The sequence below is a fragment of the Dysgonomonas sp. Marseille-Q5470 genome (assembly GCF_951230145.1).
In the GTDB taxonomy this organism is placed as follows: domain Bacteria; phylum Bacteroidota; class Bacteroidia; order Bacteroidales; family Dysgonomonadaceae; genus Dysgonomonas.
The window spans coordinates 121,627-142,840 of record NZ_CATNVE010000004.1 but is presented as its reverse complement, the minus strand read 5'-3'; the positions used below and the strand labels follow the sequence as shown (position 1 = coordinate 142,840).

At 35.5% G+C, this 21,214-nt stretch carries 23 protein-coding genes; 11 read left to right on the top strand and 12 right to left on the bottom strand.

Annotated elements, in window-relative coordinates:
- Positions 1-6: 6 nt before the first annotated feature.
- The 4 genes from QOX35_RS09130 to QOX35_RS09115 all read left to right on the top strand — a co-directional run bounded on the left by QOX35_RS09130 (position 7) and on the right by QOX35_RS09115 (position 2,594).
- The gene (locus tag QOX35_RS09130; protein ID WP_283686664.1) at positions 7-363 is read left to right on the top strand and encodes a hypothetical protein; all 357 of its coding nucleotides are present in this window, start codon (positions 7-9) and stop codon (positions 361-363) included.
- Positions 364-563: 200 nt separating this feature from the next.
- On the top strand, positions 564-899 hold the full coding sequence (locus tag QOX35_RS09125; RefSeq protein ID WP_283686663.1) for a helix-turn-helix domain-containing protein: 336 nt from the start codon (positions 564-566) through the stop codon (positions 897-899).
- A 302-nt stretch (positions 900-1,201) separates the two neighbouring features.
- Positions 1,202-1,789 carry a BfmA/BtgA family mobilization protein gene (locus QOX35_RS09120; protein ID WP_283686662.1) on the top strand — a complete coding sequence of 196 codons (588 nt, stop codon included), beginning with the start codon at positions 1,202-1,204 and terminating at the stop codon, positions 1,787-1,789.
- A gap of 1 nt (position 1,790) precedes the next feature.
- Positions 1,791-2,594, top strand: coding sequence for a DUF5712 family protein (locus QOX35_RS09115; RefSeq protein WP_283686661.1), 804 nt, complete (start codon positions 1,791-1,793; stop codon positions 2,592-2,594).
- 119 nt (positions 2,595-2,713) lie between these two features.
- Here the strand turns inward: QOX35_RS09115 and QOX35_RS09110 are convergent, their stop codons facing one another.
- The 7 genes from QOX35_RS09110 to QOX35_RS09080 all read right to left on the bottom strand — a co-directional run bounded on the left by QOX35_RS09110 (position 2,714) and on the right by QOX35_RS09080 (position 8,544).
- Positions 2,714-3,616, bottom strand: coding sequence for a DNA adenine methylase (locus tag QOX35_RS09110; RefSeq protein WP_283686660.1), 903 nt, complete (start codon positions 3,614-3,616; stop codon positions 2,714-2,716).
- Between the two features lie 11 nt (positions 3,617-3,627).
- Positions 3,628-5,064 (bottom strand): ParB/RepB/Spo0J family partition protein, encoded by a 1,437-nt coding sequence (locus tag QOX35_RS09105; RefSeq protein ID WP_283686659.1) that lies wholly within the window; start codon positions 5,062-5,064, stop codon positions 3,628-3,630.
- 105 nt (positions 5,065-5,169) lie between these two features.
- The gene (locus QOX35_RS16475) at positions 5,170-5,325 is read right to left on the bottom strand and encodes a helix-turn-helix domain-containing protein (protein ID WP_502846763.1); all 156 of its coding nucleotides are present in this window, start codon (positions 5,323-5,325) and stop codon (positions 5,170-5,172) included.
- 156 nt (positions 5,326-5,481) lie between these two features.
- Positions 5,482-6,132 (bottom strand): nucleotidyl transferase AbiEii/AbiGii toxin family protein, encoded by a 651-nt coding sequence (locus QOX35_RS09100; protein WP_283686658.1) that lies wholly within the window; start codon positions 6,130-6,132, stop codon positions 5,482-5,484.
- A gap of 11 nt (positions 6,133-6,143) precedes the next feature.
- A complete protein-coding gene (locus QOX35_RS09095) occupies positions 6,144-6,581 on the bottom strand; it encodes a HigA family addiction module antitoxin (RefSeq protein ID WP_283686657.1) in 438 nt (145 codons plus the stop codon).
- Between the two features lie 461 nt (positions 6,582-7,042).
- On the bottom strand, positions 7,043-7,738 hold the full coding sequence (locus tag QOX35_RS09085) for a class I SAM-dependent methyltransferase (protein ID WP_283686656.1): 696 nt from the start codon (positions 7,736-7,738) through the stop codon (positions 7,043-7,045).
- Between the two features lie 68 nt (positions 7,739-7,806).
- Positions 7,807-8,544 carry a response regulator transcription factor gene (locus QOX35_RS09080; protein ID WP_283686655.1) on the bottom strand — a complete coding sequence of 246 codons (738 nt, stop codon included), beginning with the start codon at positions 8,542-8,544 and terminating at the stop codon, positions 7,807-7,809.
- 81 nt (positions 8,545-8,625) lie between these two features.
- Between QOX35_RS09080 and QOX35_RS09075 the strand changes: the two genes are divergently transcribed.
- The 7 genes from QOX35_RS09075 to rsgA all read left to right on the top strand — a co-directional run bounded on the left by QOX35_RS09075 (position 8,626) and on the right by rsgA (position 18,033).
- The gene (locus QOX35_RS09075) at positions 8,626-10,956 is read left to right on the top strand and encodes a TonB-dependent receptor (protein ID WP_283686654.1); all 2,331 of its coding nucleotides are present in this window, start codon (positions 8,626-8,628) and stop codon (positions 10,954-10,956) included.
- Positions 10,957-11,537: 581 nt separating this feature from the next.
- Entirely contained in the window at positions 11,538-13,517 is a 1,980-nt protein-coding gene (locus QOX35_RS09070) for a tetratricopeptide repeat protein (protein WP_283686653.1), read from the top strand.
- 316 nt (positions 13,518-13,833) lie between these two features.
- On the top strand, positions 13,834-14,208 hold the full coding sequence (locus tag QOX35_RS09065) for a bactofilin family protein (protein WP_135104552.1): 375 nt from the start codon (positions 13,834-13,836) through the stop codon (positions 14,206-14,208).
- Between the two features lie 69 nt (positions 14,209-14,277).
- A complete protein-coding gene (locus QOX35_RS09060) occupies positions 14,278-15,294 on the top strand; it encodes a ParM/StbA family protein (RefSeq protein ID WP_283686652.1) in 1,017 nt (338 codons plus the stop codon).
- A gap of 20 nt (positions 15,295-15,314) precedes the next feature.
- Entirely contained in the window at positions 15,315-15,890 is a 576-nt protein-coding gene (locus QOX35_RS09055) for a polymer-forming cytoskeletal protein (RefSeq protein ID WP_135104550.1), read from the top strand.
- Between the two features lie 311 nt (positions 15,891-16,201).
- Complete coding sequence (locus QOX35_RS09050; protein ID WP_283686651.1) at positions 16,202-16,981, top strand: class I SAM-dependent methyltransferase; 780 nt, start codon at positions 16,202-16,204, stop codon at positions 16,979-16,981.
- A complete protein-coding gene (rsgA, locus tag QOX35_RS09045; protein ID WP_283686650.1) occupies positions 16,978-18,033 on the top strand; it encodes a ribosome small subunit-dependent GTPase A in 1,056 nt (351 codons plus the stop codon). The genes QOX35_RS09050 and rsgA overlap by 4 nt, the downstream gene beginning before the upstream one ends.
- 118 nt (positions 18,034-18,151) lie before the next feature.
- Here rsgA and QOX35_RS09040 read toward each other — a convergent pair whose 3' ends face one another.
- The 5 genes from QOX35_RS09040 to QOX35_RS09020 all read right to left on the bottom strand — a co-directional run bounded on the left by QOX35_RS09040 (position 18,152) and on the right by QOX35_RS09020 (position 21,171).
- Positions 18,152-18,583 carry a pyrimidine dimer DNA glycosylase/endonuclease V gene (locus QOX35_RS09040; protein WP_283686649.1) on the bottom strand — a complete coding sequence of 144 codons (432 nt, stop codon included), beginning with the start codon at positions 18,581-18,583 and terminating at the stop codon, positions 18,152-18,154.
- 3 nt (positions 18,584-18,586) lie between these two features.
- A complete protein-coding gene (locus QOX35_RS09035) occupies positions 18,587-19,066 on the bottom strand; it encodes a glutathione peroxidase (RefSeq protein WP_283686648.1) in 480 nt (159 codons plus the stop codon).
- Between the two features lie 72 nt (positions 19,067-19,138).
- Positions 19,139-20,158 carry an NAD-dependent epimerase/dehydratase family protein gene (locus tag QOX35_RS09030; protein ID WP_283686647.1) on the bottom strand — a complete coding sequence of 340 codons (1,020 nt, stop codon included), beginning with the start codon at positions 20,156-20,158 and terminating at the stop codon, positions 19,139-19,141.
- A gap of 65 nt (positions 20,159-20,223) precedes the next feature.
- A complete protein-coding gene (locus QOX35_RS09025) occupies positions 20,224-20,706 on the bottom strand; it encodes a Crp/Fnr family transcriptional regulator (RefSeq protein ID WP_283686646.1) in 483 nt (160 codons plus the stop codon).
- 102 nt (positions 20,707-20,808) lie between these two features.
- On the bottom strand, positions 20,809-21,171 hold the full coding sequence (locus QOX35_RS09020) for a DUF1304 domain-containing protein (RefSeq protein ID WP_283686645.1): 363 nt from the start codon (positions 21,169-21,171) through the stop codon (positions 20,809-20,811).
- Positions 21,172-21,214 lie beyond the last annotated feature (43 nt).

Below are 21,214 nucleotides of genomic sequence, written 5' to 3'. Positions count from 1 at the left end.
AAACTAATGTGGCAAACTCGTCCATTTGTTAAAGAGAATAATCAATCTATAGAATCCAAAGTATATTTTATCCCTAAACCTAAAGAAGGTTTAGGGATTGATAGTATGGGCGAGGTTGCTGTTTCGTTTGAATTGTCCCACCAGTTTACAGATGAAGAAGGTAATCCTGCACCATTCATACATATTGCCCAAGCTTTAGAAATTGCTTTTAATTTTAGTTTCGGAGATGCTTATAGATCTAAAGGAAGGGTATTTAAGCGAAAAGCTTACAATCTAACCAAAGCACTAGATTATTTAAAGAATCTTATTGTTAAGAGAGATAAAAAGAACAAGATGAAAAAAGATGCATTTGTTAATTGTTGATATTTAACGCCTTACAATTTCATTTAGGGGGAGTGCATGGGTATTCCCCTATTTTTTTGTCTCTAATTGTCAGTTCTTTGCTTTACCAATCGATTGGAATTAACAGAGGTTTAATTTCAAATATAGTGAAAACCGAGTGCAATATAAGCTTGCTTAAATATTGCCGAGGTGCATCCTATATTATTTAAAAACAAAAAATTATGTACTTAGACAATAATGATTTTGTTCTATGGATGGAAAAGCTATCCAAGAAACTCAGTGATATAGGCCAAGATCTGAAAACAGTAATAACCACAGGGGAAGCATTTGCCAATGATGACAAGCTACTCGATAATCAAGACTTGGCTTTTCTGTTAAAGGTCAGTTATAGGACTTTGCAACGTTATCGGAACAGTGGCAAGCTTCGTTACTTCCTAGTCAGGCACAAGACCTTTTATCGCATGGCTGATGTGAAAGATTTTATCCAATCCTATGCCTCAAAGAAAGAGATCGTGATGTTCAACAAGGGCATAGAGGAGGGGAAGATCCTAAAATGATTATGCATTTACTATCTAGCAGAATAGTGCAAAAGGGTGAGGGTTGTGTTTAGTCCATCGCCCTCCCTTAAGACTCCGTATTTACCTCAAACACCCTCGCTCTTCCGCTTCGGATTGTTTGGGTAAATTAAGCAAGAGGGAACTGGACTCTTGTCCTGTTCTCCTCTTGCCCTGCGGGGCAAAGCCTTCGGCTTTAGTGCTTTATCTGAAAGCACTGTAATTACACTCACAATTAGTGTAATCTTTTAAACTCTTAGAATCAATCGTTTAAATGTATGATTTTCTATTAAATAGTAATTACTATGCAAAATCAGAATAGAAATATAGTTTATACAACCATATCCATAGATAAAGAAGCAAGTCGTTTAGTAGATAAAATCTGCAAACGTTATTCACTGAAAAAGAGTGAAGCGATAAAATTGGCTTTTCTGTATATGGATAAGGCAAATATCAATCCGAGCGAAGCACCTGAATCTACAAAAGCAGAACTTCGGAAGATTAACAAACGGCAGGATGATCTGATCCGTTTTATCCGACACTATGAAGAAGAACAGCTTAATCCAATGATACGAACAACTCACTCTATCGCTAGTCGATTTGATAATATAGTCAAGTCAATGGAAGATGTTATTATCTCTCGATTACAAGCAAATCAAGAGGCACAGAATAATTTACTAAAGATACTAAGTGAGAAATTTACAGGACACGCAGATGCAATTAATAATCAGGCGAAACAAATATCAGCCATACACAAAACACAACAGAAGGATAGCCAAAAACTATTACAACTAATCTCCCTCTATTCTGACCTAGCGAATTGTGGAGTAATGGAATCCAAGAAGAAAGAAAATCTAAGAGCAGAAATAACCAACCTGATAAACAGCCAATAAAATGAATATAGATTTTCCTCCACCATCAAACGGAGTATATAATAATGCAGGCAGTAGCAGTAGGCTCGCTCGGTATTTAGAGCACGAAGACAATGAACGGATGGAGAAAGGTATTTATACGGAGGGTTTCTTCAATCTGACAGAAGAAAATTTATACAAATCACAGGTTGTAAAAAATATAGATAACAATAAAGCTCAACTGTTAAAAACGGATGCCAAATTTTATGCTATTCATATCAGTCCATCGGCTAAGGAATTGACAGTAATGGGAACAACCGAGCAAGAACAAACCGAAGCCATGAGAAGATATGTTCGGGAAGTTTTTATTCCTGAGTATGCCAAGAATTTTAATAAAGGATTATCGGCTAAGGATATTAAGTTTTATGGGAAGATACACTTTGACAGGGATAGATCAGAGAACAGCGAGGGTAATATGCATTGTCATTTGATTGTCAGTCGAAAAGATCAATGCAACAAAATCAAACTTTCTCCACTAACCAACCATCGTAATACCAAGAAAGGGGCTATCAAAGGAGGCTTTGATAGAACCAACCTTTTTCAACAGACAGAGCAAGGTTTTGATAAACTATTCGACTATATCCGACCATTACATGAAAGCTTTGAGTATTACAATACGATGAAGAATGGGAATATCTCCGAGCAACTCAGGATGGAAGAACGAATGAGTGAATTAACTAATTCATTACAACATGACGACATGAACTCAGTAAATCAATCATTCAAACAATCAGTCACACAGAAAAAAAAAGAGGAGAAGATACAGAATAGAGGAATGAGAAGATAATTTTTGCTCGCTTTAACGATAAATTCGGATTGCAATTCTTAAAAGTGGCGATATTTTGGAATAGACATCTTGGGGCAGTACAGTTATAGGAATAGAAAATCGATAACAATAAGAAAAAATTATATTCTTATAAGTGGGATAGAACGTGTAGCACGAGAAATTTCTCTAGTTTCGGGCAAGACAGAATTTTGACTATGGGTAAGTAATTCCTTGCCTGTTTTTGCCGTTTGGACTGTATATTTTAAATCAAATGTATACAAATCGAAATCCCGATAAATATCTTTTATTTCATCCACATTATCATAAGATAATATCCATTTCAAGATAGTGGTAGCTCTTAATCTATTTGCTAGTATTTGATGGTCATCATGAATGTAGGAGTTCATATAAAGCTCTGAGCCATGCACATAGTATGGAGGGTCAAGATAAATCAATAAACTTTCTTTATCCTCATTATTTAAATTTTGACATTGTTCTAGAAAGTCAATGGCGTCCAAATTACTGATTGTAATACTATCCCTTAAATTCGTAATTACTTCTAACTTTGGCCTTAAAGACTCCTTATTAAAACGAGCATCTATTTTATATTTAGCCTGCTGCTGCTTTTCTACAGAGTTTCCACCTATAGCCCCTGCTTTTAGTATTCCTGATCTATTGCATCTATTTAGATAAAATGTAGCAAATCCCAGTTCTACAGAGAATTGAGCATCATTATTAAAGAATATGTTTCTTTGTCTTTCCCATTCTTCTATACTAATAGGTGTATTGTCAAATAAATACAGAAACTCTTCGCTATGATTTACTATACTTTCCCAGAAAGAGTATACAGGAATGTTTGCATCATTTATTAAGATTCTATCAACACTTCTGTTTATTAAAAGATTCAGAGCTGCTCCCGCTCCTCCTGCAAACGGTTCAGCATAACAAACATTCTCCATGTTGTTTGCTGTAATGAAATTTTTTAAAAAAGTAGTCATTACTGATTTACCACCAGGGTATCTTAAAGGAGTAGCTATAGACATCTATTACTATTTTATTGATTCATTACTTCTAATAGAGGATAAATTCCACTAAAAGTAGTACAAATATCTGTAGGTAAAACCGAAAAATTAGGATTATGAACCAACTGATTCATTGAAGTTACAGATAAGATACTTTCAGCTTTTGATATTTCAATTATTGAGGCATGAAGTTTCTTCTCCATTTCTTTATCTTTTCTATTATTTGTTAAATGATCTACAACTTCATTAAGCAACTTTGCTAACGGTTTATGTTTAATTCCATTGTTCCCTGTAGGAATTGTAGTTTCAATACTGTTATCGTTTGCATATGCAACAGCTGAGATTTCAAACATACTTCGTAATAAAAAGCAAAAAGCTAGAGGGTTTTTATTAATTGCAAGTATTTTCATTTCATCCCTAAGGGTTACTACTTTTTGCCTATTTTCTCCGCAAGGTTGAAAATTCTTTAATAATCTAGCAACATGCTTAGGACTATTCATTGGGTAGGCCACTGGTTTCTTCTTAGGGATCGGCTTAGGAGGATTTGTCTCAGATGGATTACCTTTCTCTGGCTGATTATTTTCTCCAGAGCCTTCATTCGGATTTAAGTCACTCCCCTTTCCATTATTAGAAGCATTGTCATCTTTGCCATTCCCATTATTAGGGATATCTACTTGAAGTTCAGGGAAACCGTACTTTATAGCAAAATCATTTTGCTTATCTCTCAGTATATTAAAGGTTAAATCTCCATCTCCTATTGCCTTCATCATATTATCCAAGCTATTCTTCCATTTTGTAGATGGATAATCATCAACAAGTTCTTTTACTGAATTATAGTTTAATCTAGAGAATATAACCCGAATTGCTTCATCTAATATAGTTATTGAAAAATCTCCACTCCATACCTCTTTCTCTATTGGAGTCAAATTTTTACCTTCTAATAAATATTTTTCTAGGAGGGTTAGCCCAAATTCAGGAGCATTATTCTTATCCCTATTATGTCTTGCTTTTGCAACAGATGTCCAAGGATCACGGCTTGCAACCTCTCCCTTCCCATGTGTTTGATTTATTATTTTATCAACAGCATCACTTTGGTCTAACTCATATATCACACATGGAATATCTTTGTTGTTATCAAGCCATAACGCATCCATTTTTTTTATTTTTTCTAGGATATTGTCTGGTATAGGGAATTTATTTGGATCATAAATCCCATGAATAAGCTTCAATGCAGCAATCCTTCGGTTGCCTTCTTTTACGATATACTCGTTATCTTTCTGTAGAATTATCAAAAGTTCTCGAACAACATAGCCATCATCGATAATACTTTCTAATATGCCAAAAAACTTATTCGGTTTAATAGCAATCATTGTATTAATAGAATCAATTTCAGTCTTTTGTGGCAAAGTTCTGTAATTGAATAAATCTAATTTTAAATCTTTGAGATCTATATTTCTTAACTCTGACATAATAACATTTTTAAATCTAATTTAACTTTAAGCAAATATATAAAAAGATATTTATCCCTGCATCTAGTTATCTTATTATTAGATAAACTAAAATAATTTAGCTTACTATTCGAATTTATCCTTATCGATTAGAGCTGTTGCTAGCTCTGCTTCAAATAAGTTTAACACCTGATTGACCTTATCCATTCGCAAGGTTTGTTTGCCTTGTTTCAGTTCCCGAACAAATCGGAGTCCTACCCCAGCTTTTTGGGAGAGGTCTATTTAAGTTAAACGGTATTGCTTTCGCATTTGCTTAACGTAATCTGGCAATGACTATTTTTTATAATTATACCCTTTAGGTGCTAATTTTAAAAAAAGAACATAAAATACACCCTTAAGGGTATAAAATAATAAATAAACCCATAGTAAAAATTACTACTATTGGCTTAATATCTCCACAAAATCCAACTTTATCAACTCCCATTCTTTTCCTTTCAGGCAGATGGGATCAATATCTTCATCGGCAGAAGCGAAGTCTGTAAAATTAGTGATAATCTGATCCCGCTCATGAGTATATTCATGTCGTTGTTTATGTAGTTCTAGCATTTGAGGAATAGAATAAGTATTTAAAAGTTCGTGTAAGTCCCAAAAATCTTTTTTGCGACCACCACGAGAAATAACATCTACTTTCATTGCAACAACATCGTCAAGACTAGCAATTCGAATATTATCTATCACATCACAAGGATTAATAATCTCATCATGGTAATATAAATCAATTTTTATATTTTCATCTGCTGATTCTCCGACATAGTATGAACGACCAAAACCGACAATATTTGATGTGTCTGTACAATAATAATATTTATAGTTGTCTTGAAAGAATTTCTCATAAACAGAGAAGTCCAAACTACCATAAGGAGCATTGGTAAACAAATCAATGTCAACCGAAATTCTATGACCTAAACGTAAACTAAGGGAAGTTCCACCAACCAAATAGAAAGGTTCAAATATAGGGTTATCCATAATTTCTTTGAGAATCTTTCTCAACAAAGGGGTAACCGTTTCATAATGCAGTTTGATAGCCATTGTTCAATGCTTTATTTAGTTGATAGATTATAATATCGAGTAATTTCTTCTATTTCGTCTTTGCTTCCTCTTTCAAAAACACGTTTGATAACAGCATTCTTATATTTCGCCCAATTAATTTTATTGAAATCAGCATCCCAAAACAAAGATTTGCGAATGTGGGGAGCTTCTGTATAAATACTGGCTAATTCTTTTTCTTTATACTGCTTAATATCATAGTGAGTTTGAAGAATAGCAAAAAAGCCTTCCTCATATCCTAATATCTGATCTATTTTTAAGGCTTGTTCAGTAGTCAAATTACGTCTACCTGCAATTATAGCATTAATAGTTTGGAATGGAATACCTGTCTCCTCAGCCAACGCACGTTGAGTAAGGTTCTTCTTTTTCAATTCCCTCTCAATGAATTTACCAGGATGAATGCCTTTTATTATGTCGGTAAGATTATTCATAAACAACTCTTTTTACAAAGATAAACAATTTTGTTTACATTAAGTTTGTTATATCAAAATAATTCTTACCTTTACTTCATCGCTTAGAGAGGAAAAGTCCTCTAAAAATCACTTTCAAAACGAAGTGAGAACCGAGTGAAAAAGGAAAAACACAATATAGTTAATGCACTGACAGCATACAGGTTAGATGGGTGAAAATGAGTCCGTCAACGCCCACCAAAACAAAAAAGACTTACGAGAAATTGTAAGTCTTTTTTGTTTTTATTCGTCTCTATTCCTCGATGGTTTTTAAAGTCAGACTTAAACCAAGACTTAAACCGAAAAAACATTATGAATACTGCTGTTAATGGAGTTTGTTACAAGTCTAAGACATTAAAAAATGGTGAATATCCTATTATGTTACGTATTTGCAAGCAAGGAAAGGAATATTCTTAAAAAGGGAAAAAGCCTAATTTCTAACATCAATCCCTTTTCTGGCAAAACCAACCATGTATAAATGCCATCTGATAAAACTGTACAGGTCTTTCAAAGCCTGCTGATTGTATAATTTTTGCAACTTCTTCTTGAGCCAATAATGAAACTCCTTCCTTATGACTTTGGCGAATTTTTTCAATGCTTTGCGGAACACCTCCCTCCGACATCATTTTTGACCAGACATCCAATATATGCTCATATTCATAAGAACCTATTTCATTCGACAGGTCGGCATTTATGAGAATTCCTTTACTTTTAAGATGTCTTTGAATATTTCTAAAAAAGTCAATACGAGAATCTTTTTCATCTATAAATTGTGAAACAAGAATAGAGGTTGCTGCATCATAAGTATCGGGTAATGATAGATTCTCTAAATAATCGGCATAAAATTCACATCGATCTTCCATTCCTAACTCAGATAAACGTGTACGGCAAACATCAAGCATAGCAGAAGAGGGATCAACAGCAATAAAGTTCCAAGTTGAAAACCTTTTAGCCAGATAGATTATTTCAGCTCCCGTACCTGCTCCGACACAAAGTATTTTCGCTTTTTCAGGCAACTCAGAAAATATCGCCCCCATCAACAGATGTAGAGAGTTACTAATGGCGCTAAGCTTCTCCCATGTTTTATCGTAAGAATCAGCTGTAGTATCGAAAATCTCTTTTACTTTATCTTTCTTCATTATCTCTTTATACTTTATTTTTCATGATAAGTGCAGGTTCAATATCAAAAGGCTACACTACAATTTTCTTAGCTGATCAACCCCAATGCTGAAGCATATTTAACAGCTTCCATAGAATTATTTACATCTAACTTTTCCAATATCCTTTGTCGATGCGTATTAACGGTGTGGACACTAATAAATAACTGTTCTGAAATTTCCTTGCTCAGTAAGCCTTCTTTTATTAACTGTAAAACAGCGATCTCTCTAGTGGTAAGATCCGATGCTTTTGGAGACAATAGGTTTTCAATAGGGAAAAACGTATTTTCTTTTACATTTAAGATATGTCCTCTCACCGTTTTAAATGCGCTCTGGTCTGGTGATAAATCCAAAACACTTAACGATAACCATGCATTTCCCGATTTATCTTTTTCCAATAAGGTGTATTGTTCCACCACTCTCACATACTGACCGATAGCGTTGCAAATACGAAACTCTGAGATCATTTTATAATCCTGTAAGTTTTCTTTATTCGCATGTAAAAATTTGAGCGCTGCAATACCGTTTCTAATTAAAGAACGTAAATCGTCAGGATGCACACGTTCATCTATACCTTCTTTACAATCGCCAAATATTCCTCCAAAATTGAACGATGTATATACGTGCTTCCTCTTATACATATCAAAAACCGTTATCCCGCTATTGGAGACTTTAGCCAAATGAGAGAGCATTTGCTTATGATATTCGAGTAGAGAGTAGTCAAGATCAGCTTCATTAAAACTCTGCAATGATAAAAGCCGTGCATGTTCCTTCTGTAAATCTTCCATACGGGCAATATAATGATAAATCAGTATTGATCTCCTAGGGGACAGTTTCTTACTTTGTACAAAACAAAAGTAGGTAAAATCATGAACAAAACGTTATTATTTCTTTTATTAAACGTCCTGTCGTTAGGTATATTATATGCACAATCATCTCAGAATATACGAGGTGTGGTATATGACAAAGAATCGAATAACCCTATTGAATACGCAACGGTAGCTGTACTAAATAGCAAAATCCCCTTAGGTGTAAGTACAGATAGCTTAGGACAATTTAAAATACAAAATGTTCCGATAGGACGCTATGATATTCAAGTGACATTAATCGGCTATAATCCTATTATAATAAAAGAGCAACTATTGTCTTCGTCTAAAGAATTGTATCTGGAAATTGCAATGGTCGAAAACTCGAAACAACTTGATGAGATTGTTGTCACTCCTCAGATAAATAAATCACAACCCTTAAATAATATGGCATTAGGCAGTGCCCGTATGTTGAGTGTAGAAGAAGCAAGCCGGTACGCAGGAGGTTTCGATGATCCGCCTAGATTAGCAACATCTTTTGCAGGTGTAACAAGCAGTGTAGGGAATAATGGTATTGTTGTCAGAGGAAATGCACCTAAATTTCTACAATGGAGAATGGAAGATGTTGAAATCCCCAATCCGAACCACTTTGCAGAAGTAACGACATTCGGAGGTGGAGGGCTATCGGCATTAAGCAGTTTTGTACTAGGCAATTCTGATTTTATGACAGGTGCATTCCCTGCCGAATACTCAAATGCTTTATCAGGGGTATTGGATATGAATTTACGTACAGGAAACAACCAGAAACGAGAAAATACAGTACAACTCGGTTTAGTGGGAATAGATGTTGCTTCCGAAGGCCCATTCAAGAAAGGGAGCAATTCTTCTTATATATTCAATTACCGGTATTCAACACTAGGACTGCTTTCTTCTATGCTACCCGAAGATGCAGAGAACACAAAATATCAGGACTTATCTTTCAAGCTTAACTTCCCAACCAAAAGTACCGGTGTATTTTCCATCTGGGGAGTAGGCTTGATTGATCGCTCGGGGCAAAAGGCAGAAACTGACCCTAGTAAATGGGAATATATGCAGGATAAAGAAGATCAGGATGTAAAACAATATATGGGAGCTTTTGGTCTGAATCACAAACTAAGAGTGTGGAACAATGCAACCCTTAAAACAACTTTGGCTACTACAGTGAGTGGACTTGATATGCATACTGAAAGAATGGATGCGAATGTAAAACCTATTCCACAAAACTTAATCAAATCTACCAATTGGAACTTTGTATTCGCTTCATCGCTAAATAAGAAATACAGTAGGATACATACCAATAAAACAGGAATAAGGGCTACAGGGCTTAAATATAATCTACTCTTAAAAGAAGCGACACATCAACAACCAATGAATACGATAACCGATGAATCAGGTTTCAGCTCTCTATTGTCTGCATATACGAACTCATCGTTCCAATTTTCAGATAAATGGACGCTTAATCTTGGTATAAATACGCAATTATTCACACTCAATAATAACTATACGATAGAGCCCAGAGCAGCATTATCATGGAAATTTAGACCAAATCAATCTTTAGCTCTTTCATATGGGCTACATAGCAGGCTCGAAATGTTGAATTATTACTTTACCAGATCGAAAGAGGGTGAACTTATTAACAAAAACATGGATTTTACAAAAGCTCATCATATAGTCCTGTCTTATGATCTTAATATTGGAAATGATTATCATCTAAAAATCGAACCTTATTTTCAACAACTATACAGTGTTCCTATTATAAGTGATAGTACATTTTCGTTTATAAACCTTCAAAATGATTGGTTCATAACCAATAAGCTTTCGAATAAGGGAAAAGGAGTCAATTATGGTATTGATATAACCTTTGAACGGTATATGTCAGATGGTTATTACTATATGTTCACCGGATCTCTCTTTGATTCTCGTTACAAAGCAGGAGATAACAAATGGAGAAATACAAGGTATAACCGAAACTTTGTATTCAATGCATTAGCAGGAAAAGAGTGGATGGTAGGACGCAGTAAACAAAATATATTCAATGCTAATATTCGATTATCTTATCAAGGCGGAGACAGATACTCGCCTGTTAATCTGGATGCATCTCAGAAAGAGGAAGATGCTATTTATGATGAGAGCAAAGCCTTTTCGAAACAATTACCCCCGGCATTTCTGTTGCACTTTAATGTAAGCTACAAAATCAACAAGAAGAGTTTATCTCATGAATTTGCTATTAAAGTACTAAATGCAACTAGTTACAAAGACTATCAAGGTCATCGCTACAACTTTAATACACATTTGGTAGATCCCGAAAGAGAGGCTGTTATTATCCCAAACATTAGTTATAAGATTGAATTTTAGGCTATCCCTTTCATTGAGCATAGTTTGTTTTATTGAGCGATGTAGAATTGTTAAATAAAACAAACTATGTAGATTATACCAGAAACTCTGACATATCTTCCTCACACATCAGCCTTAATCGGTGCATAGTTCGTGTAAGAGCAACACAAAACGTGCTGCGATCTATTTCTGTTTGGTAATTCGATTTGTTTACAAAAGGGGCAATTACTTCGTCAAAGCCTAATCCTTTGACTATATGTGCCGAAGTGATAAATCCTGATTAATTAGTCCTCTAAAATTCACTTTGAAAATCAAGTGAAAGAAGGAAAATAAAACCGTAAGTCTTTTTTGTTTTTACATATACCTATTTCGATGAGAAACATTGTCTAAAATTATACAAAAGCTTAACTTTACAACAAATTCACAACAACAGTTCTATAAATGTGCTTCACTCTGCATTCACATTATGAATTATCTACCGGAAAAAATCAGAAAAGCCTGTTGTGTATTTACACTCTTAAAAATATATCAGGAGTCGGTTTTATCAGTATCAATTATCGTATCGTTGATGTATAATTTAAATTCTAACCTTGTTTAGCCATATGAGAAACAGATTGAGTTTTCCCTCTCTATTTCTATTCTTTGTATTAACCTTTTTTCAAACTCTTTCTGCTCAAATGCAAAAGGTGGATAGCCTTGAGAATGTATTGAGACAGTACTCTTCAAATAATCGGGAGAAGGTAGACATAATGAATGAAATAGGTTACATTATATATTCGAAAGATACCCAAAAAGCAATGAAATATGCCTCCGAATCAGCCCTGATATCAGATCGTTTGAATTACACTAAGGGGAAGGCCGTCAGCCTGTGGGTAACCGGATTAGCTTATATTAAAAGCGACAAACAATCCTCTCTCAATTATTTTCGACAAAGCCTTGTGATGGCAGAAGTCATCAAAGAACAAACGGTAATATGCAATTGTCTGATTGCAATAGGAAACGTATACAAGGAACTTGGTGACATCCCCAAAAGTGATGAATCATACGAACGTGCTCTTAAAATAGCGAATGAAATAAATGATAAGAGCCTTTTACTGAAATGCCTCGTTAATGCAGCACGAAGCCATAGTACAAAAGGAGAATATATAAAAGCTATCGAAATACTCGAAAGAGCCATTCTCTTGGCCGAAGAACTAAAGGATTATCCCGTTCTGTCAAAAGCTTTAAACAATTTAGCGTGGATCTATGGCACTCAAAGTAACTATGCGGTAGCACTCGAATGTCATTTGAAGGCTCTGAAGATTAACGAGCAGCTCCGTGATAAATCAGCAATGGTAGCCAATTTTGTTAATATTGCCGGAATCCAATCCGACCAAAGAGAATATAAAGACGCCCTCAATTATCTTCAAAAAGCATTAAAGATTTCCGAAGAAATAAAAGATAATTTTAAGATATCCTCATGTTTGGCTAACATAGGTCATATATATATGAACATGAATGATCCTCGCGCGTTGGAATACTACGAAAAATCTTTAAAAATTGGAGGTAATAGTAAGCTAAGCTTGACTATTAACATTTTAGTCAACATGGGTACTATATATACCCGAGAGAAAGAATTTACTAAAGCACTTGATCATCTCAATGAAGCATTTCATCTTGCCGAAAAAATAGATTTAAAGCGAGCAAAAGCTGAGATATGGGTAAAAATGGGATTGATCTATATTCAAGAAAAACGTTATGCCGAAGCATTAGACTATTCCCAAAAAGGGCTGAAGATAGCCAATGATTTGAAATTACTGAATCTTCAAAAAGAGATTTATGGACAGCTATCGGAGATTTATGCCGCAACAAATAATTATCAGGCAGCATATCAGAATCATATGCTATATAAATTATACAACGACAGTATATTCAACGAAAATAATATAAAGAAACTTGCAGACTTAGAGAGTGCTTATAAATACGATAAGGCAAAACAAGTCTACGAAATAGAAGCGCAGAATAAAGGATTAAAAATAAAAAGCCAACGGGCTGTCATTCTCTTCTTGATTGTAGCCTTCGTTCTTTTATTGTTACTCGTTATAATGACTACCCGTTCGTATAGGCTGAAAAAGCAGCTTCTTCGGTTAGAGTTGGAAGAGATCAATGCCGAACTAGAGAAAAATCAAAAGGAAATGACCTCAGCAACCCTTAAACTTGTACAAACTGCCGAGCGTGACGTGCGCAGCATAAAGATGCTAGAGAATATTGAGAAGAACACGACCCCTGAAGTAAGAGACGATATAAAATCTTTGATTTTCGATTATAGGTCACAGACATATAATTCTAACTGGGAAGAGTTTGAGATTTTATTTCAAAAGGTGCATCCTTCATTTTATAAAAATCTTAATGACCATTTTCCAATGCTGACTCAGAACGAACGTAAGCTATGCGTATTTCTGAAATTGAATATGACGAACAAACAAATAGCACAAATAACATTCCAATCGGAGGAAGCACTCAAAAAAGCACGGCAGCGTTTACGAAAGAAACTCGAGATTGAACGAGATACGAACCTAGTATCATTTATTCAAAATATATAGATTAACTGGACGAAGAATAGAATAAAAAAACGAAAGAGCGGGGTTATCCAAACATTGGGTAACCCTGTTCTTTTATTAAAAATGTATTATTAGATAGAGCATCCTTATTCATCCGCCTCTCTTTTCCCCTTTCCATATACATATATTAATCAGACACATACAGCGATTGTACAATAATATTTTTAATTGTCCCCTTTTTGTCCCACTCCCTTTTTTAGATCCACTACATGATTATACTCTAATTTAGTGCTAGCAATTCTTTGTCCGGGGAGCATCCCTATTCTTTATATATACGAAGATAAGTGAATAGTATATCATGATAAAAAAACAAACTCAAAGAAACGATCAACCGGATGATCTAGCCTCATTAATGCCGACAGTAATTTGTGAAAGCTTTACTCTTCGAGGTAATATCAAGCAAACCCGAGCGATTCGTATCGAAGGTACTATAATAGGAAACATTGAGCAAGCTGAAACGGTGGTGATAGGAATGACAGGGACAATAAGAGGAAATGTGAATACAAAAAAACTCATTGTCTTTGGACATATCGAAGGAGACATATCAGCTTCCGAAGCTGTAGTAATAAAGTGTTCGGGACAAATAACAGGGAGACTCAATACAGAAAATCTGAGTATGGACGAGGGGGGTATATATGAAGGCGAAATAATAATGAAGCCATCCTCACTATAAGAAATATATAAAACATATAATGCTATTATTCTAATTTTTAATTGTTAAACACTTTTTTGAAAAAAACCTATGTATGAAATTCAATCCTTTCCGAGTTTAATTGAGATCAACAACACAGTTTTGTCCCAAACCTCTAAAGATTTGCTTCATGGTCTGAAGATTCAGCACAATGACAAATGGTATATCTGTGGTGATCTAGCCTTGAACGAAGGACAGTTACCTCATAAACTGATAAACTCCTCTCCTGATGATATCGATTATCAGCTTCTTGCCAAAGCGTCAATCCTGCTGGCACAGGACAAGATAGAACAACCGCTAACAATTACAACAGGCTTCCCCTACTCAACCTATTATATTTATAGAGATAGAGCCGTTGAATTCTTCAAAAAAACGCACTTACTCGACTATGATGCATCAACCCACAATGCAGGAAATAAAAAGAAAATTGTGCTGGATGTGCAAAAAGTTGAAGTCATTCCCGAAATTGTAGGATGCACAATTGCAATACGCAAAGGAGAGCCCAATGTTTCGGGTAGTTTTTTTGTATTTAGTTGCGGCTTTGGCACTTTCGAATCTATCTTAAGCACCGATTCGGGAATCGTAGAACAGGCAATGGTAAGTACACACGGAATCCGCTATGCTGTAAATCTAATGATTAACGAACTGAGGAGTAAATATTATCTCGAGTTGAGAAATGTAAATCAGCTGGACGATGCTTTTCAGCGAGGATATATCTTCTTAAATCGTCAGAATGTTGATTTAAGAGAGATCCGTAAAAATGTTATCCAGACCTACTATCAGGAAGTGATATCGCCCAATCTACGGAGCATTATCAATGACTCCAACCTTGTGAAAACAAATCGGATATACTTATGTGGGGGCGCAATGTATTATCAGGAGTTAGTAGACTGTTTTATTGCAGAATTTGGACATTTCACAGAGATAACGGTATTGGATAATCCGGAAACACTGGCAAGCAAAGGATATGCTCTCAACTCTTTACGTGTAAGCGGCAGGCCAAAATCGGCCCTTGGTATTGATATAGGCAATGCAACAACTGTAGTGACAAATTTCGCAGGAGAATAGTATTAATAGAGAATAAAAGAATGTTTTTCATCAAACGAAAAAAAGCCAAACCTATAGAAAAAGAAACAGCAGAAGAAATAGCTGTATCAAATCAGGACAAAGTTGTTTTAGGTGGATTTTGCTTTACAGGAATGCAAAAAGGGAACTTTTTTGTAAAAGATAGGGCCATAGTAGATCCTACTGCGACTATTGATGGAAACATAACTGCTACCGATTGTACAATCGGGGGGTTAGTTAAAGGGAATGTGTTTTGCACGAACACCATACAAATTAGTAGTTCGGCTGTTATAGAAGGCTCAATTATGGCAAAAAAGGCTATTATGGAAACAGGATGCAGAATTAATGGGTCGGTATCATTCACTCCAAAAGTAGAAGTTTCAATGTTAGCTATAAAGCTTATAGAAGCTGAAAAAATTATAGGAGACAAAAAGATTTCTAAAACCCGAGAGCTTCTTACTGAAGAGACGAATATACCCCCAAAAAGCTCTCCTATACCTGGAGCAAAGACAGTATACAAAGAACAGAAAAAAATAAATACACAAAAGCCTGAATCAACAATAGCTCAATCCGTAGATAACGGTAATAATTGGTGGTAAGTGAATTTTTAGTAAACATTAGACGAAAAACTTTGTTCCGGAGTGATTTTATATCAAATCATCACTTCCGGAACAGTTTTTTTATTTATAATTGAATATTTATATATCTTTGTCGGATGACTAAGATTTTACATAAATCGGATTTGGTATTGTAAACAATCTGTACTTTCAAAACAGATTGTCCTTTCGTTTACTCTCAAATAAACCTTTTTGAGAGGAATATTCATATTATTATAATTTAATTTTAATCTGCGTACAATAGTGCTATAGCATTGTCATGCTTGCATATGTGCGCTAATACAAATAACGAAATGAATAACGAAAATAAAACAATTCACGATTTCGATTTTAATTTAATCTGCGAATTTTTCTCTAGCATGGAACGTCAGGGACCCGGTAGTACCGATGCAACACTAACAGCCCTTCGCTTTATTGATAACCTAACCGACAAATCCCTTATTGCCGACATTGGCTGTGGTACAGGAGGGCAGACCATGACACTTGCCAAGCATGTTGAAGGAAAGATTACTGCACTGGATTTATTTCCCGACTTTATCAATATTCTGAATCGCAATGCAAAGCAGCTAGGCATGCAAGACAGAGTGAAAGGGATTGTAGGCTCAATGGATAATCTTCCTTTTCAGAATGAGGAGTTAGACCTGATTTGGTCAGAAGGAGCCATTTATAATATTGGCTTTGAACGAGGGTTGAACGAATGGCGTAAATATTTGAAAACAGGTGGATATTTGGCTATCTCTGAGAGTTCATGGTTTACAGACGAACGTCCGGCCGAAATAAATGATTTCTGGATGAATTCATATCCTGAAATAGATACGATTCCTAATCAGGTAGCCAAAATACACCGGGCAGGATATCTCCCTGTGGCTACATTTATTTTACCCGAAACGTGTTGGACAAAGTATTATTTTGCTCCTAAAGCTAATGCTGAAGAAGTTTTCCTGAATAAATATGCAGGAAATAAAGCTGCTGAAGACCTGGTTGCATCTCAACGCTACGAAGCAGAATTATACAGCAAGTATAAAGAATTCTATGGCTATACATTTTTCATTGCAAAAAAGATAAAGCTATGATTGATCTAAATACTCATGGCTGGAGCGATAAATTAAGCCAACTAAAACAAGAATCAGTCCATAAAGCGTTGCCTCACGGACGGGTATCTATAGTCCATCGGACATGCTATGAGGTTATCTCTGAGAATGGGATGTTCCAATGTGAACTGACAGGAAATATGATGTTTGGTAGATCAACTTTCGATTTGCCTTGTGTGGGCGATTGGGTAATTTTTCAACCGTTCGATGACCAGAAAGGGATTATAGTTGATATGCTACCACGAGAACGAACCTTGTTTCGAAAGAAAAGTGGAACAGCATCTGACAAACAAGCCATTGCGGCGTACGTTGACAAAGCTTTTATTGTACAAAGTTTGGATGATAATTTCAATGTCCGTCGGGCTGAACGTTTTATGGCTCAGATAGTGGAGGGAAACATCAGCCCGGTATTGGTACTCAACAAAGCTGATTTAGAGTTTGAGAAAGAGAATATAAGCAACGCTATCAAACACATTGCCGATCGGATGCCTGTATTGTTTACAAGTATCCACCAACCTCAAACAATTATTCAGCTACGTGAGTTCATAGCAGCAGGTGAAACAGTTGTTTTTGTCGGCTCTTCGGGTGTTGGTAAAAGTTCTCTGGTGAATGCACTTTGCGAAGAATCAATATTGCTAACATCCGATATAAGTTCGTCAACAGGAAAAGGAAGGCACACTTCAACACGTCGGGAAATGGTATTGATGAAAGGATCAGGGGTACTAATTGATACTCCGGGTGTTCGAGAATTTGGATTGGCTATTGAAAATCCGGACTCACTTTCGGGAATGCTTGAAATTTCTGACTATGAAGGGCTGTGTCGTTTTAAAGACTGTGAGCATACAAACGAACCCGGCTGTGCAGTTTTAGAAGCAGTAAATAATGGGACATTAGACCGTAAAGTTTATGAGAGCTATCTGAAACTAAGGAGAGAAGCTTGGCATTTTTCTACTTCGGAACATGAAAGACGTAAAAGGGATAAATCTTTTTCGAAACTAGTAGACGAAGTTAAGAAGCATAAAGAAAAGTTCTAATATTCAATTTAAAAAATGCAGGCATTTTACAATGCCTGCATTTTTTTATGACTATTGAACCATTGCAAGAGTCTATATCGTATAAATCAAACAATGGAATTGTTACACTATACTCATATTACATTATAACCTCCCATTCCTCAACGTCTCCATCTATCGTTTTAAACAAAGGATGTGGATTTAAGTTAGCCAATGTTGGTAATTTATCGAATAACTCAGGGTTTCGTTTTTGAAGTTTTCTTCTCAGATGTTCAAATTCATATTCTAACTGTCCTTTTGTTACAGAGATTGGTCGTATATTTTCAATGAGACGGATCTTTTCCTTACTGTAATTATAGTTTCGTCTTACAGCCTCTTTATATATTTCAGTAAGGAAGGCATCAATATAAAGATTGGGATCGGGGCTATTCTTAAAACGAATCAACTGAGGATGATTCGTATAACCTTTTGTATTCCCTAAAAGCACATTCTTAGCTAATAAGCCCTCACGCCAGGAGGCATTAAGCCCTGCCGAATCAAGATACATAGGATGTAAAGACCATAATCGCATATATTATTTTTCTAATAGTTTTTCGATCGTGCCTGAGATTTTTGATGGATTGGTTATTGGAGCATAACGATCAACGATATTCCCTTCCCTATCAATCAGGAATTTAGTAAAATTCCATTTTATAGAATCGCCTAAAAATCCTTTACTATTTTCCTTCAGATATTTATACAGAGGATCGGCATTCTCTCCATTTACGTCAATCTTTCCAAAAGTGGTAAATGTCGTTTTATACTTCATCTCACAAAACGAGGTAATCTCTTCATTTGTTCCCGGAGCCTGTTTCCCGAACTGATTGCAGGGAAAGTCCAATATTTCGAACCCCTGATCTTTATACTTAAGGTATAAGTCCTGCAAATCTTTATACTGTGGGGTGAAACCACATGCTGTTGCAGTATTAACTATTAGCAGCACCTTCCCTTTATAGTTGGATAAAGGAACATCATTCCCTTTACTATCCTTTACGGTAAAATTGTATATACTCATATTTATTGCTTTTACCATATACAACAATCTCGACCGATTTTAGATTAAATTATAACAAGTTTTATTATATAATTACTTTAATAATCTTTCTCTTTCTTCCCACATATACAACAAAGCCGATTTCAAAGCTTGCTTAGAAGACTTCGGACTAAAACCGAGCTCTCTTCGGGATTTAGATATATCAAAATCCTGTACCAACCCATAAAACATATTCACTTCTTTGGTAGTCATAGCAGGAGCTTTCCCAGATATTTTAGCACCAAATCCTAACAGAGCACCGAATAAATAAAGGACAAACCGAGGAACAGGTATCGGCTTTTTAAGCCTCAGTTGCGGAAACAATTCATCAGCCAATTTGATTGACTCAGTAATAGTCATACATTTTTCATTCGCCAAGATATATCGTTCTTCCGACTTACCCTTCGTTGCAGCCAAAACACAACCTTCTGCCACGTCATTTACATCTATCCAGTTGAGGGTTATCTTGGTTTCGATAGGCAATTTATTGTTCAATATCGCCTTTAATATTTCATTCGAATTACTCAAGCGGTCTGCTATCACGCCCCCTATCATGGCTGAAGGTAATACAGCAACCAATTCTATATCATGCTTCTTTGCTAATTCGAAAGCGAGTTTCTCCGCATCATTTTTTGAGTTATAATACATATCCCTACGGTCGGGATTGTAACCTGATTCTTCATTGATTGGTATTCCTTTTGTGTAATCTAATGCGGCAATGGAACTGACATACACAATTCGCTTTACTCCGGCTCGGGCTGCTGCTTCTATCATGACTTTGCAGCCATTCATATTCACATCGTAAATTTCTTTTTGCGGATCTTTTGCCCACAGCTTAAAGACGGCTCCTACCGCATAAAAAGTATCAACGCCACGCAAAGCCTGAAGCATTGAGTTCTTATCGGTTATATCTGCCTGTACCACTTCGCAATCAAGCCCCTCGAATGGTTTTGTATTCTTGATATTGCGGACAGATGCTCTTACTTGATATCCTTTGGCAATTAAAAGTCTTACTAAGTTATTTCCTAAATGTCCGTTTGCTCCGGTAACTAAAACGATATTCTTCTGTGTCATTGTTTTATATTTAATAATTATGACACAAAATTCGGAATCGTAAAATCAATTACACTTGACTTTTGTTAGTTAATCAGATTTCGTCTTATACGGCTAAGACTTTCCGGTTTTATACCAAGGAAGGAGGCGATATATTGCAATGGAACATTCTGAATAATGTTCGGATAAGATTTCATTAGTTTAAGATAACGTTGTTCGGCTGATAAGGTTGCCAAATCTTTAGACCGCTCTTCATTATAGACTACCGACTCCTGCAAAACCTGCATCCCATAATCTTTCCAAAACGTACTTATACTTATCAATTTATCATAATCCGGTTTAGTTATACGAAGTAGTTCGCATTCGGTAACAGTCTCTACATTTACCGAAGCTTTTGTTTGGTTTATAAAATCTGAAAAGGCAGTGAAGAAACCGTGAGGACAATTGAGATGCGTAGTAACTTCATCTCCATTATCGTTATAATAAAACAGGCGCATAAATCCCGATATGATATAATATAAATGCTGAGGAATTTTTCCTTCTTCTTCCAAAATTCTGTTCTTTGGCATCAATACTAGCTGAAAAAGTGTTTTACACAGTTCTATGTCTTGTGATTGTATTTTATACCTAATTGAAATATCATTGATCAGTTGTTCATGCATAGCCCAGAATCATTTCAATAATAAAATAATAATTGCAATCAGAGCAGGTACTGCCTGCTTGAAAAAGATCGATTTTTGAGCAGTGACAGCGCCATAAATGCCTGCAATAGCAACACAACTAAGAAAGAACAATGCTATATTATGACTCCAATCAGAATCTCCAATCAACAGTGACCAGATAAGCCCGGCGACAAGAAAACCATTGTATAGACCTTGATTAGCAGCCAATCCTTTTGTTTTCTCGAACAATTCATCGGGAATACTTTTGAAAGTTGAACGACCTTTTGTTGTCCATGCAAACATCTCGATCCAAAGAATATAGATATGTTCAAGAGCTACAAGACCTATTAATATTTTAGATAATATTTCCATCTTTTCTTCTTTAAGAGTATTACCTTACGAAGTAAAGATTTAT